15 protein-coding genes are annotated in these 15335 nt (G+C 59.2%); 7 read left to right on the top strand and 8 right to left on the bottom strand.

The genetic code is table 11. The features are described 5' to 3' along the window. Positions 1 to 14 precede the first annotated feature (14 nt). The 5 genes from lhgO (at position 15) to csiR (ending at position 6325) form a co-directional block, all read left to right on the top strand. Positions 15 to 1283 carry an L-2-hydroxyglutarate oxidase gene (gene lhgO / locus CW267_RS15450; RefSeq protein WP_100781128.1) on the top strand — a complete coding sequence of 423 codons (1269 nt, stop codon included), beginning with the start codon at positions 15 to 17 and terminating at the stop codon, positions 1281 to 1283. 23 nt (positions 1284 to 1306) lie between these two features. After that, positions 1307 to 2755, top strand: a complete 1449-nt coding sequence (gene gabD, locus CW267_RS15445) for an NADP-dependent succinate-semialdehyde dehydrogenase (RefSeq protein WP_100781129.1) — start codon at positions 1307 to 1309, stop codon at positions 2753 to 2755. 12 nt (positions 2756 to 2767) lie between these two features. Next, positions 2768 to 4051: a 4-aminobutyrate--2-oxoglutarate transaminase gene (gene gabT, locus CW267_RS15440; protein ID WP_008805274.1), complete on the top strand. Its 1284-nt coding sequence runs from the start codon at positions 2768 to 2770 to the stop codon at positions 4049 to 4051. A gap of 135 nt (positions 4052 to 4186) precedes the next feature. Then, entirely contained in the window at positions 4187 to 5587 is a 1401-nt protein-coding gene (gene gabP / locus CW267_RS15435) for a GABA permease (protein ID WP_002889795.1), read from the top strand. A 45-nt stretch (positions 5588 to 5632) separates the two neighbouring features. After that, a complete protein-coding gene (csiR, locus tag CW267_RS15430) occupies positions 5633 to 6325 on the top strand; it encodes a DNA-binding transcriptional regulator CsiR (protein WP_008805273.1) in 693 nt (230 codons plus the stop codon). An 85-nt stretch (positions 6326 to 6410) separates the two neighbouring features. Here csiR and crl read toward each other — a convergent pair whose 3' ends face one another. The 3 genes from crl to gpt form a co-directional block, all read right to left on the bottom strand. After that, a complete protein-coding gene (gene crl, locus CW267_RS15425) occupies positions 6411 to 6809 on the bottom strand; it encodes a sigma factor-binding protein Crl (RefSeq protein WP_004178681.1) in 399 nt (132 codons plus the stop codon). A gap of 57 nt (positions 6810 to 6866) precedes the next feature. Next, on the bottom strand, positions 6867 to 8111 hold the full coding sequence (gene frsA, locus CW267_RS15420; RefSeq protein WP_012542786.1) for an esterase FrsA: 1245 nt from the start codon (positions 8109 to 8111) through the stop codon (positions 6867 to 6869). A gap of 105 nt (positions 8112 to 8216) precedes the next feature. Next, positions 8217 to 8675 (bottom strand): xanthine phosphoribosyltransferase, encoded by a 459-nt coding sequence (gene gpt / locus CW267_RS15415; protein WP_002889733.1) that lies wholly within the window; start codon positions 8673 to 8675, stop codon positions 8217 to 8219. A 257-nt stretch (positions 8676 to 8932) separates the two neighbouring features. Between gpt and pepD the strand changes: the two genes are divergently transcribed. Then, complete coding sequence (gene pepD / locus CW267_RS15410; RefSeq protein ID WP_060876703.1) at positions 8933 to 10390, top strand: cytosol nonspecific dipeptidase; 1458 nt, start codon at positions 8933 to 8935, stop codon at positions 10388 to 10390. A 42-nt stretch (positions 10391 to 10432) separates the two neighbouring features. Here pepD and CW267_RS15405 read toward each other — a convergent pair whose 3' ends face one another. Next, positions 10433 to 10885: a GNAT family N-acetyltransferase gene (locus CW267_RS15405; protein WP_008805270.1), complete on the bottom strand. Its 453-nt coding sequence runs from the start codon at positions 10883 to 10885 to the stop codon at positions 10433 to 10435. Positions 10886 to 10887: 2 nt separating this feature from the next. After that, entirely contained in the window at positions 10888 to 11943 is a 1056-nt protein-coding gene (gene dinB, locus CW267_RS15400) for a DNA polymerase IV (protein WP_044650061.1), read from the bottom strand. A gap of 160 nt (positions 11944 to 12103) precedes the next feature. On the opposite strand from dinB, the gene CW267_RS15395 reads away from it, so the two are divergent. Next, on the top strand, positions 12104 to 12964 hold the full coding sequence (locus tag CW267_RS15395) for a glycerophosphodiester phosphodiesterase family protein (protein ID WP_032734852.1): 861 nt from the start codon (positions 12104 to 12106) through the stop codon (positions 12962 to 12964). 631 nt (positions 12965 to 13595) lie between these two features. On the opposite strand, the gene nqrM is transcribed toward CW267_RS15395, so the two are convergent. From nqrM to CW267_RS15370, 3 genes are all read right to left on the bottom strand, one after another. Then, positions 13596 to 13811: a (Na+)-NQR maturation NqrM gene (gene nqrM / locus CW267_RS15380; protein WP_004204638.1), complete on the bottom strand. Its 216-nt coding sequence runs from the start codon at positions 13809 to 13811 to the stop codon at positions 13596 to 13598. 2 nt (positions 13812 to 13813) lie between these two features. Next, positions 13814 to 15037, bottom strand: a complete 1224-nt coding sequence (gene nqrF, locus CW267_RS15375; protein ID WP_008805267.1) for an NADH:ubiquinone reductase (Na(+)-transporting) subunit F — start codon at positions 15035 to 15037, stop codon at positions 13814 to 13816. Between the two features lie 12 nt (positions 15038 to 15049). After that, positions 15050 to 15335: Rnf-Nqr domain containing protein (locus tag CW267_RS15370; RefSeq protein ID WP_319826673.1), on the bottom strand; the 286-nt coding region annotated here is incomplete at its 5' end.

The following is a 15335-nucleotide window of genomic DNA, read 5'->3' as shown; positions in this document are numbered from 1 at the left end:
AAGGAATTGAGCGGATGTATGATTTCGTGATTATCGGCGGCGGCATCATCGGCATGTCGACCGCCATGCAGTTAATTGAGATTTACCCGGACGCCCGCATTGCGCTGCTGGAAAAAGAGACCGGTCCGGCCTGCCATCAGACTGGCCACAACAGCGGCGTGATCCACGCCGGGGTGTATTACACCCCCGGCAGCCTCAAGGCGCAGTTTTGCCTCGCCGGCAACCGCGCCACCAAAGCGTTTTGCGAGCAGAACGGCATCCGCTATGACGTCTGCGGCAAAATGCTGGTCGCCACCTCGCCGCTGGAGATGGAGCGGATGCGCGCCCTGTGGGATCGCACCGCCGCCAACGGCCTGCAGCGCGAGTGGCTAAGCGCCGGGGAGCTACGCGAGCGCGAACCGAACATTACCGGGCTCGGCGGGATCTTCGTCCCTTCCAGCGGCATCGTCAGCTACCGCGACGTGGCGGCGGCGATGGCGAAGATCTTCGAATCAAAAGGCGGAACGATCGTCTACGACGCCGAAGTCAGTGCCCTGAAAGAACATGCCAGCGGCGTGGTGATCCGCACCCGCCAGGGCGGAGAATATGAGGCCTCGACGCTGATCGCCTGTTCGGGCTTGATGGCCGATCGGCTGGTGAAAATGCTCGGCGTCGATCCCGGCTTTATCATCTGTCCGTTCCGCGGCGAATATTTTCAATTGGCGCCGCAGCACAACCAGATCGTCAACCATCTGATCTATCCGATCCCCGATCCGGCGATGCCGTTCCTCGGCGTCCACCTGACCCGCATGATCGACGGCAGCGTCACCGTCGGCCCCAACGCCGTGCTGGCTCTGAAGCGCGAAGGCTACCGCAAGCGCGATATCTCGCTGGCCGATACCCTGGAGATCCTCACCTCGCCCGGCATCCGCCGGGTACTGCAAAACAACCTGCGCTCCGGACTGGGCGAAATGAAGAATTCGCTGTGCAGAAGCGGCTATCTGCGGCTGGTGCAGAAATACTGCCCGAGCCTGACGCTGAGCGATTTACGCCCGTGGCCCGCCGGCGTGCGGGCGCAGGCGGTATCGCCGCAGGGCAAACTGATCGACGATTTTCTCTTCGTCACCACCGCGCGTTCGATACATACCTGCAATGCGCCATCGCCGGCGGCCACCTCCGCTATCCCGATCGGCGCGCACATCGTCAGCAAGGTGCAGACCCTGCTGGAAAGCCAGAGCAATCCCGGACGCACGCTGCGTGCGGCACGTAGCGTGGAGACACTACACGCCGCTTTTACCCGTTAACCCCCTTAAGACAGGAAGCGATTATGCAACTCAACGATATGACACTGTTTCGCCAGCAGGCGCTGATCGATGGTCAGTGGCGCGATGCGCCCAACGGCGATATGATTGCGGTGACCAACCCGGCCAACGGCGAGCAGCTCGGCAGTGTGCCGAAAATGGGCGCCGACGAAACCCGCGAAGCAATTGAAGCCGCCAATCGCGCCCTTCCCGCCTGGCGTGCCCTGACCGCCAAAGAGCGGGCGAATATTCTGCGCCGCTGGTTCGATCTTATGATGGAGAATCAGGACGATCTCGCCCGCCTGATGACCCTCGAGCAGGGAAAACCGCTGGCGGAAGCCAAAGGCGAAATCAGCTACGCCGCCTCCTTTATTGAGTGGTTCGCCGAAGAAGGTAAGCGCATTTACGGCGATACCATTCCCGGCCATCAGGCCGACAAACGCCTGCTGGTGATTAAGCAGCCCATCGGCGTTACCGCCGCCATCACCCCGTGGAACTTCCCGGCGGCGATGATCACCCGCAAAGCGGGCCCGGCGCTGGCCGCAGGCTGCACCATGGTCCTGAAACCGGCCAGCCAGACGCCGTTTTCAGCGCTGGCGCTGGCCGAACTGGCCAATCGCGCCGGGATCCCCGCCGGGGTGTTCAACGTGGTCACCGGTTCCGCCGGGGCCGTCGGCGGCGAACTGACCAGCAACCCGCTGGTGCGCAAGCTCTCCTTTACCGGCTCGACCGAGATTGGCCGCCAGCTGATGGAGCAGTGCGCGAAAGACATCAAAAAAGTCTCCCTGGAACTCGGCGGCAACGCGCCGTTTATCGTCTTTGATGATGCCGACCTTGATAAAGCCGTCGAAGGGGCGCTGGCGTCGAAGTTCCGCAACGCCGGGCAGACCTGCGTCTGCGCCAACCGACTGTACGTCCAGGACGGGGTGTATGACCGTTTCGCTGAAAAACTGCAGCAGGCGGTGGAAAAACTGCGCATCGGCGACGGCCTGCAGGATGGCGTCACCACCGGCCCGCTGATCGACGAGAAAGCCGTCACCAAAGTTGAAGAACATATTGCCGACGCCATCGCCAAAGGCGCGAAAGTCGTCACCGGCGGCAAACCGCACGCCCTGGGCGGCAACTTCTTCCAGCCGACCATCCTGGTCAACGTTCCCGACAGCGCCAAAGTGGCGAAAGAGGAGACCTTCGGCCCGCTGGCGCCGCTGTTCCGCTTTAAGGATGAAGCCGACGTCATTGCCCAGGCCAACGATACCGAATTCGGCCTCGCCGCCTATTTCTACGCCCGCGATCTGAGCCGCGTCTTCCGCGTCGGCGAAGCGCTGGAATACGGCATTATCGGGATTAACACCGGCATTATCTCCACCGAAGTCGCCCCGTTCGGCGGCGTCAAGGCCTCCGGCCTCGGCCGCGAAGGGTCGAAGTACGGCATCGAAGATTACTTAGAAATCAAATATATGTGTATTGGCCTTTAACAGGAGCGATGGATGAACAGCAATAAAGCAATGATGGCGCGTCGCAGCGATGCGGTCCCGCGCGGCGTCGGCCAGATCCACCCTATCTTCGCCGAACGCGCGGAGAACTGCCGGGTGTGGGACGTCGAAGGCCGGGAATATCTCGATTTTGCCGGCGGTATCGCGGTGCTCAATACCGGCCATCTGCATCCGCAGGTTGTCGCCGCCGTCGAAGACCAGCTGAAAAAGCTATCTCATACCTGCTTCCAGGTACTGGCCTACGAGCCCTATCTGGCGCTGTGCGAAAAGATGAACCAGAAGGTGCCCGGTGATTTCGCCAAGAAAACCCTGCTGGTCACCACCGGGTCGGAAGCGGTGGAGAACGCGGTGAAAATCGCCCGCGCGGCAACCGGGCGCAGCGGCGCCATCGCCTTCACCGGCGCCTATCACGGCCGTACCCATTACACCCTGTCGCTAACAGGGAAAGTGAACCCGTACTCCGCCGGTATGGGGTTAATGCCGGGCCACGTCTATCGCGCCCTCTACCCGTGCGCGCTGCACGGCGTCAGTGATGACGAGGCGATCGCCAGCATCCATCGCATCTTCAAAAATGACGCCGCGCCGGAAGATATCGCCGCCATCATTATCGAGCCGGTGCAGGGTGAAGGCGGATTCTATGCCGCCTCCCCGGCCTTTATGCAGCGCCTGCGCGCCCTGTGCGACGAGCACGGCATTATGCTCATCGCCGATGAGGTCCAAAGCGGCGCGGGCCGTACCGGCACGCTGTTCGCCATGGAGCAGATGGGCGTGGCGGCGGATATCACCACCTTCGCCAAATCCATCGCCGGCGGTTTCCCGCTGGCGGGCGTCACCGGGCGGGCGGAGGTGATGGATGCCATCGCCCCCGGCGGACTCGGCGGCACCTACGCTGGCAACCCCATCGCCTGCGCCGCCGCCCTGGCGGTATTACAGATTTTCGAGCAGGAGAACCTGCTGGAAAAAGCCAACCAGCTTGGCGACACCCTGCGCCAGGGCCTGCTGGCGATTGCAGAAGATCATCCGGAGATCGGTGACGTTCGCGGCCTGGGGGCGATGATCGCCATTGAGCTGTTTGAAGAGGGCGACCGCAGCAAGCCTAACGCCAGGCTGACGGCGGATATCGTCGCCCGCGCCCGCGACAAAGGCCTGATCCTGCTCTCCTGCGGGCCGTACTACAACGTGCTGCGCATCCTGGTGCCGCTGACCATTGAAGAGGCGCAGATCGAGCAGGGTCTCAAGATCATCGCCGACTGCTTTACCGAGGCGAAACAGGCATAGAACAGAACACATGCGGAAGCGAAGTACGTTCGTAAGGGAATGAAGACGAGACCTGCAAAACAACAATAATACGCGTGCCCCGGCGCGGGAATGTCGGGGCGCTCTCCCAGGTGACACACTTCGAGAGGGTAAATGATGGGGCAACTGTCGCAATCACAGGATTTAGGGGCGGGACTGAAGTCGCGCCACGTCACGATGTTATCTATCGCCGGGGTGATCGGCGCGAGTTTATTTGTCGGCTCCAGCGTCGCCATTGCCGAAGCGGGCCCGGCGGTGCTGCTGGCCTATCTGTTTGCCGGGCTGCTGGTGGTGATGATTATGCGTATGCTGGCCGAAATGGCCGTCGCCACGCCGGATACTGGCTCCTTTTCCACCTACGCCGACAAAGCCATCGGCCGCTGGGCGGGGTATACCATCGGCTGGCTGTACTGGTGGTTCTGGGTACTGGTTATTCCGCTGGAAGCCAATATCGCGGCGATTATTCTGCATTCGTGGGTGCCGGGCGTCCCTGTGTGGTTGTTCTCCCTGGTCATCACTCTCGCCCTCACCGGCAGTAACCTGCTGAGCGTCAAGAACTACGGCGAATTCGAGTTCTGGCTGGCGCTGTGCAAAGTGATCGCTATTCTGGCGTTTATCGTACTGGGCGCGGTCGCCATTACCGGTTTTTATCCCTATGCCGAGGTCAGCGGCATTTCGCGGCTGTGGGACCACGGCGGCTTTATGCCGAACGGCTTCGGCGCGGTGCTGAGCGCGATGCTGATCACCATGTTCTCTTTTATGGGCGCGGAGATCGTCACCATTGCCGCCGCCGAATCGGACACGCCGGATAAACACATCGTCCGCGCCACCAACTCGGTGATCTGGCGTATCTCTATTTTTTATCTGTGCTCGATCTTTATCGTCGTCGCCCTCATCCCATGGAATATGCCGGGGCTGAAGAGCATCGGTTCCTACCGCTCGGTGCTCGAGCTGCTGCATATTCCCTACGCGAAGCTGATTATGGACGGTGTGATCCTCCTGTCGGTCACCAGCTGTCTGAACTCGGCGCTGTATACCGCCTCGCGGATGCTCTACTCCCTGAGCCGTCGCGGCGATGCGCCGGCCATCATGGGCCGGACCAACCGCAGCAAAACTCCGTACGTGGCGGTGCTGCTCTCCACCGGCGCGGCGTTCCTCACCGTGGTGGTGAACTACTATGCGCCCGCGAAGGTGTTTAAATTCCTCATCGACAGCTCTGGCGCCATCGCCCTGCTGGTCTATCTGGTGATCGCCGTTTCACAACTGCGGATGCGCAAAATCCTTCAGGCGCAAGGCGGCGAGATCCGTCTGAGAATGTGGCTCTATCCGTACCTGACCTGGCTGGTGATCGCCTTTATCACCTTCGTGCTGGTGGTGATGCTGTTCCGTCCGGCGCAGCAGCTGGAGGTGATCTCTACCGGCCTGTTAGCATTGGGAATTATTTGTACAGTCCCGATTATGTCGCGCTGGAAAAAGCTGGTATTGTGGCAAAAACTGCCGCTGCAAAATACGCGTTAACCCTGTTCCCGGCGCCCGCCGGGAAGAGTATTCAGGAGTAAGAACATGACCGCCATTCCCCAGGCGACGGCCATTGACGGGTACCGTTGGCTGAAAAACGACATCATCCGCGGGGTCTACCAACCCGATGAGAAGCTGCGAATGAGCCTGCTGACGTCGCGCTATGAGCTCGGCGTCGGGCCGCTGCGGGAGGCGCTCTCGCAGCTGGTGGCGGAAAGGCTGGTGACGGTGGTTAATCAGAAAGGCTATCGGGTGGCGCCCATGTCGGAGCAGGAGCTTCTCGATATCTTCGACGCGCGCGCCAATATGGAAGCCATGCTGGTGCGCCTCGCCATCGAACGCGGCGGCGACGAGTGGGAAGCCGAGCTGCTGGCCCGCGCCCATCTGCTCAACAAGCTGGAGTCCTGTGACGCCAGTGAGCGCTTACTCGATGAATGGGACCAGCGCCATCAGGCGTTTCACACCGCCATCGTCGCCGGCTGCGGCTCCCAGTATCTGCTGCAGATGCGCGAAAGGCTGTTCGATCTGGCGGCGCGCTACCGTTTCATCTGGCTGCGCACCACCGTGCTGTCGGTGGAGATGCTGGAAGACAAACATGTTCAACACCAGACCCTGCTGGACGCCATTCTGGCGCGCGATGCCGAACGAGCCAGCGCGCTGATGCGCGAGCACTTACTGACCCCTATCCCGATTATTCAACAGGCGATGGCTGGCAAGCTGTCGCCGCAGGCAGGGTGAGTCAGATGGTGGGGTTGAAATTACGGGTATGGCGGCACGCTCCTCCACGCCGCACGGGCGTGGAGAAATCGTATCCGTAGATCAATCAGGCCCGCAGGCGAACCGGTTCGCTGAAATCGTCGGCCGGTTCCAGCTTCAGATTAAAGGTGGTCAGCAGTGCTGCCGCGCGCTCGTGGAACTCGCGTAGCGTTTTTTCCAGTCTCTCGCTCACTTCCGGGTCGTCAATGTCGACCGCCTGCCATGAACCTTCTTTATTGAACAGGCCAAACTGGTAGCTATAGGTGAAACGTGACTCTTGTGCTTCCATTTCCATCCACCAGCCCCAGAATTCACGCTTCTCCGGTGCGGGCTTAACATTGACGCAAACTGCCAGGCAATCGAAAAAGAAACGGTTGTCATGGCACTGCTCTTCGCGAATGTAAGGCCCTAGCGCCGTGAATTTCTTGATCAACTTACTTTTCAGGTGTCCACTTGGTAACGTCATTGCGATCTCCTTTAGTGATGCAACTGTTTTACCAAACCAATAGAATTTAGCAATAAATTAACCAAATCTATGATTGATCCAGCGGGCGATCTGTCGCAATGCGTGATCAAAATTGCGATACACCGGGTTAAACGGGATCTCCAGCAGTTTGCCATCGGCAGATGACGAAGTGATTAACCGCGACTCCTCTTCGGGGCTGAACGGATCGTCCTTCCAGAAGCCGGAAAGCATCGGCGTCGGGCAACGGCGCCCCAGCAGTCCCTGGGTTTTTAACGAGTAGCGGTTGAGCTCCACGCGCAGCGCTTCATCGGACGCGTCATGCATACCCAGCCGCGAGGCCAGCACGTCAAGATACATCTCCGGCACGCGCCCCTGATGCAGGGGATCCACCAGCAGACCATGAACGACCGGGCCCAGACACGCCACAGCCTTCAGCCGCTGCGGCTCCAGGTAACCCAGACGGACCGCGATATTGGCGCCAAAGCGGAAGCCAAAGGCCGCGACCCGGGTATGATCGACCCACGGTACATTTTCCAGATGGCGCAGCGCGTGCTGGTGCAGCAGGCTGGTGTCCTGATTCAGCGTCCATTTTGACGAGAAGCCGATGGAAGGCATATCGATCGTCAGCATGGCAATACCGAGCGGTGAGAAGTAGTTCTCATACAGGTTGTAATAATCCGTCTGCAGTGAGTCCAGGCCCCCGCACATCAGCACCGTCGGAAACGGCCCATCGCCTTTTGGCATATGCAAAAAGCCGGTTATTGGCGAACCGCCAGGGATGGTGAACTCCAGTTCGCGCAGCGAGCCCGGCAGCCGCTGGGCGGCCTCTTCATACGCCCGGTTGGCTAAAGCCTGCGCCTGTTCGGCCAGCTCATCGCCTTTAATATGCGGATAAGCGGCAATGCTATACAGGTTCGATGCATGCAACCAGTGGCGGCCGCTCAGCAAAGGATCGGCTTCCTGCCCGGCCTTTTGTTGCCACTGCATGGCCTCTTTCGCCCACTCAAAGATCCAGTTGCCGCCGCGATAGCCGATAACGGTATCGAACAGTTCTGGATCCGTTCGTTCGGCCTCGCTCATCACAATGCGCGCTTGCACATCGAGGATCTCCTGCGGGGTCACGCCGCGCCAGATCCACATCAAACGGTTGATCAGACGGTACCAGTGATCGACGTGATTGCCGCTCAGCGCCGACTGCATCGCCTGCGGTTTTCCGGCGGAAAACCGACGCACCAGCGTAGAGGTTTCGGGATGTTTGAAGCGGGGTTTAAACAGCGTTTCGCTGAGGTTAGCCTGTGACATGTGCAGCCTCCGTCGTAGTGCCACTCCTGTTATTGTAACCTGCTAAAGGATAAAAAAAACCACGCCCGGCAAGCCGGGCGTGGTAAATAGCACTGTCCTGAAGAATTAACGACCTGCGATAGGCGGTACAAACACCACGCCCATATCCCACGGCTGTTCAATCCAGGTGTCCTGCGGAATATCCACAACGTAATCGTCCACCAGCGGGCGGCCTGCCGGCTTGGCGAAAATGGTGACAAAGTGTGCTTTTGGATACATTTCGCGGATCGCCACGGCGGTACCGCCGGTATCCACCAGATCGTCGATAACGATAAAGCCTTCGCCATCGCCTTCCGCGCGTTTCAGCACTTTCAGCTCGCGCTGGTTATCATGGTCGTAGCTGGAGATGCATACGGTATCAACATGACGAATGCCCAGTTCACGCGCCAGTAAGGCTCCCGGTACCAGTCCACCGCGGCTGACGGCAATAATGCCTTTCCATTGCTCAACCGGCAGCAGACGGCTGGCCAGTTTGCGGGCGTGAATCTGCAACATGTCCCAGGTGACGACGTATTTTTCGCTCATGTGAAGTGTCCCAGCCTGTGTAATACGGCTTAAATAATGTTCGAGGGGGAAAATGGTTGCGCGAGATTATAGAGATCTGACGCACTAAAAACCAGTGTTAAGCGGTTTGCGCAACGCTTTTTGCGTTGTTTACACTACCTGCGGCGGTGGAAAGTGGTATTCTCAACCCCATCGCGCAAGCCCGGGCTTGTTGTGTATTTTAACGCTAACCCTCGTCCTGCAACCGCTGTATGCAGGAGTCTGTAAGGAGACTTACCGTGTCTGAACTGTCTCAACTATCCCCGCAGCCGCTTTGGGATATTTTTGCCAAGATTTGCTCCATCCCGCACCCGTCCTATCACGAAGAACAGCTCGCCGAGCACATTATGGGTTGGGCAAAAGAAAAAGGCTTACACGCGGAACGTGACCAGGTTGGCAACATTCTGATTCGTAAAGGCGCGACTGCCGGTATGGAAAACCGCAAGCCGGTAGCGCTGCAGGCGCACCTCGATATGGTGCCGCAGAAAAACAATGATACCGTCCACGACTTCGCCAAAGATCCGATCCAGCCGTACATTGACGGCGAATGGGTGAAAGCGCGCGGCACCACGCTGGGCGCGGATAACGGCATCGGGATGGCGTCCGCACTGGCGGTGCTGGCCGACGACAGCGTCGCTCACGGCCCGCTGGAAGTGCTGCTGACCATGACCGAAGAGGCCGGTATGGACGGCGCGTTCGGTCTGCAGGCCAACTGGCTGCAGGCGGAGATCCTGATCAATACCGACTCCGAAGAAGAAGGCGAAATCTACATGGGTTGCGCCGGCGGGATCGATTTCACCTCTAACCTGGCGCTGACCCGAGAAGCGATTCCGGCCGGGTTCCAGAGCTTTAAAGTAACCTTAAAAGGGCTGAAAGGCGGCCACTCCGGCGGTGACATTCACCTGGGTCTGGGTAACGCCAACAAGCTGCTGTCGCGCTTCCTCGCCGGCCACGCCGATGAGCTGGATTTGCGTCTGGTCGATTTCAACGGCGGTACGTTGCGCAACGCCATCCCGCGCGAAGCATACGCGACCGTCGCCGTCGCCGCGGATAAAGCCGATGCGCTGAAAGCGCTGGTGAATACTTACCAGGCGCTGCTGAAAAACGAGCTGGAGGCCAAAGAGAAGAACCTGGTAGTGCTCCTGGAAGCGGTCGATAACGACAAAGCAGCGCTGACGCAGACTTCCCGCGACGGTTTCATCCGCCTGCTGAACGCCACGCCGAACGGGGTTATCCGCAACTCTGACGTGGCGAAAGGCGTAGTGGAAACTTCGCTGAACGTCGGCGTCGTCACCATGACCGATGACAACGTGCAGATCCACTGCCTGATCCGCTCGCTGATCGACAGCGGCAAAGACTACGTGGTCAGCATGCTGGATTCTCTGGGTAAACTGGCGGGGGCGAAAACCGAAGCCAAAGGCGCTTACCCTGGCTGGCAGCCAGACGCCAACTCGCCGGTAATGCACCTGGTGCGCGAGACTTACCAGCGTCTGTTCAACAAGACGCCGAACATCCAGATCATCCACGCCGGTCTGGAATGCGGTCTGTTCAAAAAACCGTATCCGGAGATGGACATGGTCTCCATCGGGCCAACCATTACCGGTCCGCACTCCCCGGATGAGCAGGTACATATCGAGAGCGTCGGCCAGTACTGGACGCTGCTGACCGAGCTGCTGAAAGCCATTCCGGCTAAATAAGCCCCACCACCGGCGGCAGTCTGCCGCCGGTTTTCCCCCGCATCACCTTAGCGCCACGCGTTTTTCCATCCGGTAGTTAATAAACCACTCCCCACGGGCCGCCACCCGCTGCTCCGCCACCACTTTAAATCCATGGGCCGTAAAACAGGGCTTTGCGGTAATGCTGGCGTCCACCGTCAGGATTTGCGCAGGATACTGAGCGCAGAGCGCCTCGATAAGCGCGCCGCCGATACCCTGCCGGGCGTGATCCGGCGAGACAAAGAGCAAATCGATATGCGTCCCGATGGCGGTGATAAAGCCAACCGGTTGATTGTTAACCACGGCCACCCGCCCGATTGAGTCAGCCAGCTTTTGTCGCCAGCGCGTCTCATCCACCTGTGCCCAGGCCGCAATCTGCGCCGGGGTATAGTCCCGGCTCGCCGTTTCCTGCACCGCGCGCAGAAAGATCTGGCAGAGCAATGGCAAATCGCTGTCGCGGTAAGCACGAATATGCATGGTTAAATCCCTAATAAAAGCTGCCTTTCCAGTTGCGGATCGAGCAGCGTCACATGGAGCCCAACCAGACGCACGCCCCGTCCGCCGCGCCGCTCATCCCAGGCTTTGTGGGCGGTGGCAATCAGATCCTCTTTGTTCAGCCGCGGCCAGACGTGCTCCTGAGTGGTCAGCTGGAAGTCATTGAATTTCAGTTTAATCCCCTGGCGGGCGATCAGCAGGTCCGGTTTGACCTTCGCCAGCCGCCGCTCCAGTTCGGGATAGAGATTTTCGATAATCGCTTCGCACGCTGACCATTCGTGGATATCTTCCGCTAACGTTCGCTCCACGCCCACCGATTTACGTTGCCGATCGTTATGGATTTCCCGCTCATCAATCCCGTGGCTGCGCTCCCACAGAATACGGCCAAATTTACCGAAGCGCTTGAGCAGCATGGCCAGATCGCTGTTCTGCACATCGCCACAGGTACGCAGGCCCATATTTTCCAGCTTCGCCGCCGACACCTTTCCGACACCGGGTATTTTCGCCAGCGGCAGCGCCCGCACAAACTCTGCCACCTGATGGGGAGCGATAACGAACTGGCCGTTGGGTTTATTCATATCGGAAGCGATTTTAGCGAGAAACTTCACCGGCGCCACGCCCGCCGAAGCGGTGAGGCGCAGCTCCCGTTCGATGGTCTGGCGGATCTCCTGAGCTATCAGAGTGGCCGACCCGTGACAATGCACGCTGTCGCTGACGTCAAGGTAGGCTTCATCCAGCGACAGCGGCTCAATGCGCGAGGTATAGCGGGAGAAAATTTCGCGGATATGATTCGAGGCTTCTTTGTAGGCATCGAAGCGGCCGGGAAGCAGCGTGAGATGCGGGCACAGCTTGAGCGCCGTTGCCGTCGGCATGGCGCTGCGCACACCAAACTTACGCGCAGGATAGTTCGCGGTACTAATCACGCCACGCTGTACCCGACTGCCGCCTATCGCGAGGGGGATATCACGCAACGCCGGGTTGTCGCGCATCTCCACCGCTGCAAAGAAACAGTCCATATCGACATGGATAATTTTACGCATCGTCAGACTCAACACTGTATACCCATACAGCATAACAAAAAATGCGCGCCAGTTTGATGCTTTTTTTACTGCGGTGGTCAAAAAAACGCTGACAACATAAAAGTGCAATAAATCATGTTTATTTTCATAACGTTAATCAACTAATCTGAAAGATACAATCATGAAGAAACGACTCACCGCCCTTTGCCTGCTGGCCACCAGCAGCGCTTTAGCTAACCCACAGCTGATTGCCCACCGCGGCGGTACCGGCGATGCGCCGGAAAATACCCTGCCGGCCATTAAACTGGCGCTGGAGAACCACGCTGAGGCCATCTGGGTCACGGTGCAGTTAAGCCGCGACGGCGTACCGGTACTCTACCGTTCAAGCGATCTCTCCGCCCTGACCAACGCCGAGGGTAAGGTCTCCAGCTTAACCGCCGCCGAGCTGGCGAAAGTCGACGCCGGCTGGAAATGGGGGGATGACAGCCACCCGTGGCGCGGTAAGCAGGCCACGATCCCGACCCTGCAAAGCGTGCTGCAACAGTGGCCGCACACTTTTTTCTATATCGATATCAAATCTCCAGATGCCGAACCGGCGGTGATGGGCGAACGCCTGCTGGCGGTGTTAAAAGCCACCGACAGCCTCGATCGCGTGCGGGTCTATTCCACCGATGACCGCTATATCGCCGCCCTGCCATCGGCTATTCCCCGCTTCGTCACCCGCAGCGAGACTCGCACTAAACTTGCGACTATTTCACTCAGCCACCAGTGTCAACTGAGCAGCCAGCACGAGGGCGAGCAGTGGTATGGGCTGGAGCTGAAGCGCAAGGTGGAGGTGGTGGAGAAGTTTACCCTTGGCGAAGGGATCTCCCCGGCAACGCTCACCTGGGATAAAGAGGCGATGGATTGCTTCCGCTCACAGGGCAAAGCGCACATTATTTTCTTCGGCATCAACAGTGCGGAAGACTACCGCACGGCGAAGGAGCTGGGCGCCGACGGGGTGATGGTGGATTCTCCGGCACAGGCGAAAAGCTGGCAGTAAGGGAGTCAACGGCTAAAAAGGCCACGAAAGCGGCCTCACATTGCTGGCATGCTATTGCCGGGTGGCGGCTAGCGCCTGACCCGGCCTACGGTCCCAAATCACCGCCGGGCCTGGGGCAACTGAAACTGCCGGTGCTGGCGGCCTCAACATCGCTGAGACGTTCCCGGAAGGCCGGGGCAGCCCGCATGGATGCGGGCTGAGGGCCGTGTTTTGCACGGATGCTGCCTCGGCCCGACCCGAAGCCTGAAGGGATAAGTCGAAGGCACCACGCAGTGGCGATGTTGCTGGCCGGAGCCCGGGGGTACAGGGGGCGGCGGCGACTGGCCGCCCCCTGTGCGCTCCCTGCGCCATGAGTGACATAACGCAGAAGAAATATTGGGAGCGCAATCTGCCCGGAAATAACACAGAAGTGGTAGTCCTGCTAAGCGCAGCGCGAGCAGGGACATCTCCGGTTGCGCTGTTATTTCGCCGGGTGGCGGCTGCGCCTGACCCGGCCTACAAAACCGAAGCAGCAGACCCGGCAAGCGCAGCGCCACCGGGCACGGAGCCGCTTTATGCCGGGTGGCGGCTGCGCCTGACCCGGCCTACAAAACCGAAGCCGCAGGTCCGGCATGCGCAGCGCCGCCGGGCATTACAAAATACGCCGCTGCTGACGCTGCGCCTCGCGAGCGAGACGTTTCTTACGCGCGTCACACGGTTCCGGACAGTCGCAGACTTTCTCCAGCCCCAGCGACGAGATCCCGCCGCAGCTGCCCTGAATGCTCTTGCGCTTCACCAGGTAGCCCAGCGACATGCCGAGGATCACCAGCGCAAAAATCACAAAGGTCGCGACAAATACCGTCAGCATCGTCAGCCTCCAAAGTCGTCGAGCATGATGTTCTCATCTTCGACGCCCAGGTCTTTGAGCATTTTTATCACCGCGGCGTTCATCACCGGCGGCCCGCACATATAGAATTCGCAGTCTTCCGGCGCCGGGTGGTCGCGCAGATAGTTTTCATACAGAACATTATGGATAAAGCCCGTATGCCCGGTCCAGTTATCTTCCGGCAGCGGATCGGAGAGCGCGACGTGGAAGGTAAAGTTAGGGTTGTCGCGCGCCAGCTGCTCGAACTCATCATCGTAGAACATCTCGCGCAGCGAACGGGCGCCGTACCAGAAGCTGATTTTGCGCGTGCTGTGCAGCCGCTTAAGCTGATCAAAGATATGCGAGCGCATCGGCGCCATGCCGGCGCCGCCGCCGATAAACACCATCTCAGCGTCGGTCTCTTTAGCAAAGAACTCGCCGAACGGCCCGGAAATCGTCACCTTATCGCCAGGCTTCAGCGACCAGATATAGGACGACATGATCCCCGGCGGCGCATCCGGGACCTTCGGCGGCGGCGTGGCGATGCGCACGTTGAGCATAATGATGCCCTTCTCTTCCGGATAGTTAGCCATCGAGTAGGCGCGCAGGGTCGGCTCTTTCACCTCAGAGACATAGCGGAACAGATTGAATTTGTCCCAGTCTGAACGATATTCATCAGGAATATCAAAGTCGGCATAGGCCACTTTATGCGACGGGCATTCGATCTGAATATAGCCGCCGGCGCGGAACGGCACCGCTTCACCATCAGGCACCCGTAATTTGAGCTCTTTAATGAAGGTGGCTTTGTTATCGTTAGAGATAACCTCGCACTCCCATTTTTTCACGCCGAAAATCTCTTCCGGCAGCTCAATTTTCATATTCTGCTTCACCGCCACCTGGCAGGCCAGGCGGCACCCTTCTTTGGCTTCGCGTTTGGTGATATGCGAAAGCTCGGTCGGCAGAATATCGCCGCCGCCTTCTTTGATGGTCACCCGACACTGGCCGCAGGAGCCGCCGCCGCCGCAGGCGGAAGAGACGAAGATACCGTTGCTGGACAGCGTGTTCAGCAGTTTGTCACCCGCCGGGGTGCGGATCTGTTTATCCGCTTCGTTATTGATCTCAATAACCACGTCGCCCGCGTTCACCAGCTTTGAGCGCGCAGCCAGGATAAGCCCCGACAGCACCAGCACAATCAGCGTGAACATCACGACGCCAAGAATAATTTCCATACTTATTCGCCCTTATAGCTGCACGCCGGAGAAGGACATAAAGCCCAGCGCCATCAACCCGGTGGTGATAAAGGTGATCCCTAACCCGCGCAAGCCGGCGGGCACGTTGGCGTACTTCATTTTTTCGCGGATCCCCGCCATCGCCACGATCGCCAGCATCCAGCCGATGCCGGAGCCGAAGCCGTAGACGATGGATTCCGGGAAGTTGTAATCACGCTGCACCATGAACGACACGCCGCCGAAAATGGCGCAGTTAACGGCGATAAGCGGCAGGAAGATCCCTAACGCGTTATAGAGT

This window comes from Klebsiella sp. X1-16S-Nf21, from assembly GCF_002837615.1.
Taxonomy (GTDB): Bacteria; Pseudomonadota; Gammaproteobacteria; order Enterobacterales; family Enterobacteriaceae; genus Klebsiella; species Klebsiella variicola.
The sequence above is the reverse complement of the archived record's forward strand: the minus strand, read 5'-3'. Positions and strand labels throughout refer to the sequence as shown.

Coding starts and splice junctions, on each gene's coding strand:
- lhgO (WP_100781128.1), top strand. CDS start 15: ATGTATGATTTCGTGATTATCGGCGGCGGCATCATCGGCATGTCGACC.
- gabD (WP_100781129.1), top strand. CDS start 1,307: ATGCAACTCAACGATATGACACTGTTTCGCCAGCAGGCGCTGATCGAT.
- gabT (WP_008805274.1), top strand. CDS start 2,768: ATGAACAGCAATAAAGCAATGATGGCGCGTCGCAGCGATGCGGTCCCG.
- gabP (WP_002889795.1), top strand. CDS start 4,187: ATGGGGCAACTGTCGCAATCACAGGATTTAGGGGCGGGACTGAAGTCG.
- csiR (WP_008805273.1), top strand. CDS start 5,633: ATGACCGCCATTCCCCAGGCGACGGCCATTGACGGGTACCGTTGGCTG.
- crl (WP_004178681.1), bottom strand. CDS start 6,809: ATGACGTTACCAAGTGGACACCTGAAAAGTAAGTTGATCAAGAAATTC.
- frsA (WP_012542786.1), bottom strand. CDS start 8,111: ATGTCACAGGCTAACCTCAGCGAAACGCTGTTTAAACCCCGCTTCAAA.
- gpt (WP_002889733.1), bottom strand. CDS start 8,675: ATGAGCGAAAAATACGTCGTCACCTGGGACATGTTGCAGATTCACGCC.
- CW267_RS15405 (WP_008805270.1), bottom strand. CDS start 10,885: ATGCATATTCGTGCTTACCGCGACAGCGATTTGCCATTGCTCTGCCAG.
- dinB (WP_044650061.1), bottom strand. CDS start 11,943: ATGCGTAAAATTATCCATGTCGATATGGACTGTTTCTTTGCAGCGGTG.
- CW267_RS15395 (WP_032734852.1), top strand. CDS start 12,104: ATGAAGAAACGACTCACCGCCCTTTGCCTGCTGGCCACCAGCAGCGCT.
- nqrM (WP_004204638.1), bottom strand. CDS start 13,811: ATGCTGACGGTATTTGTCGCGACCTTTGTGATTTTTGCGCTGGTGATC.
- nqrF (WP_008805267.1), bottom strand. CDS start 15,037: ATGGAAATTATTCTTGGCGTCGTGATGTTCACGCTGATTGTGCTGGTG.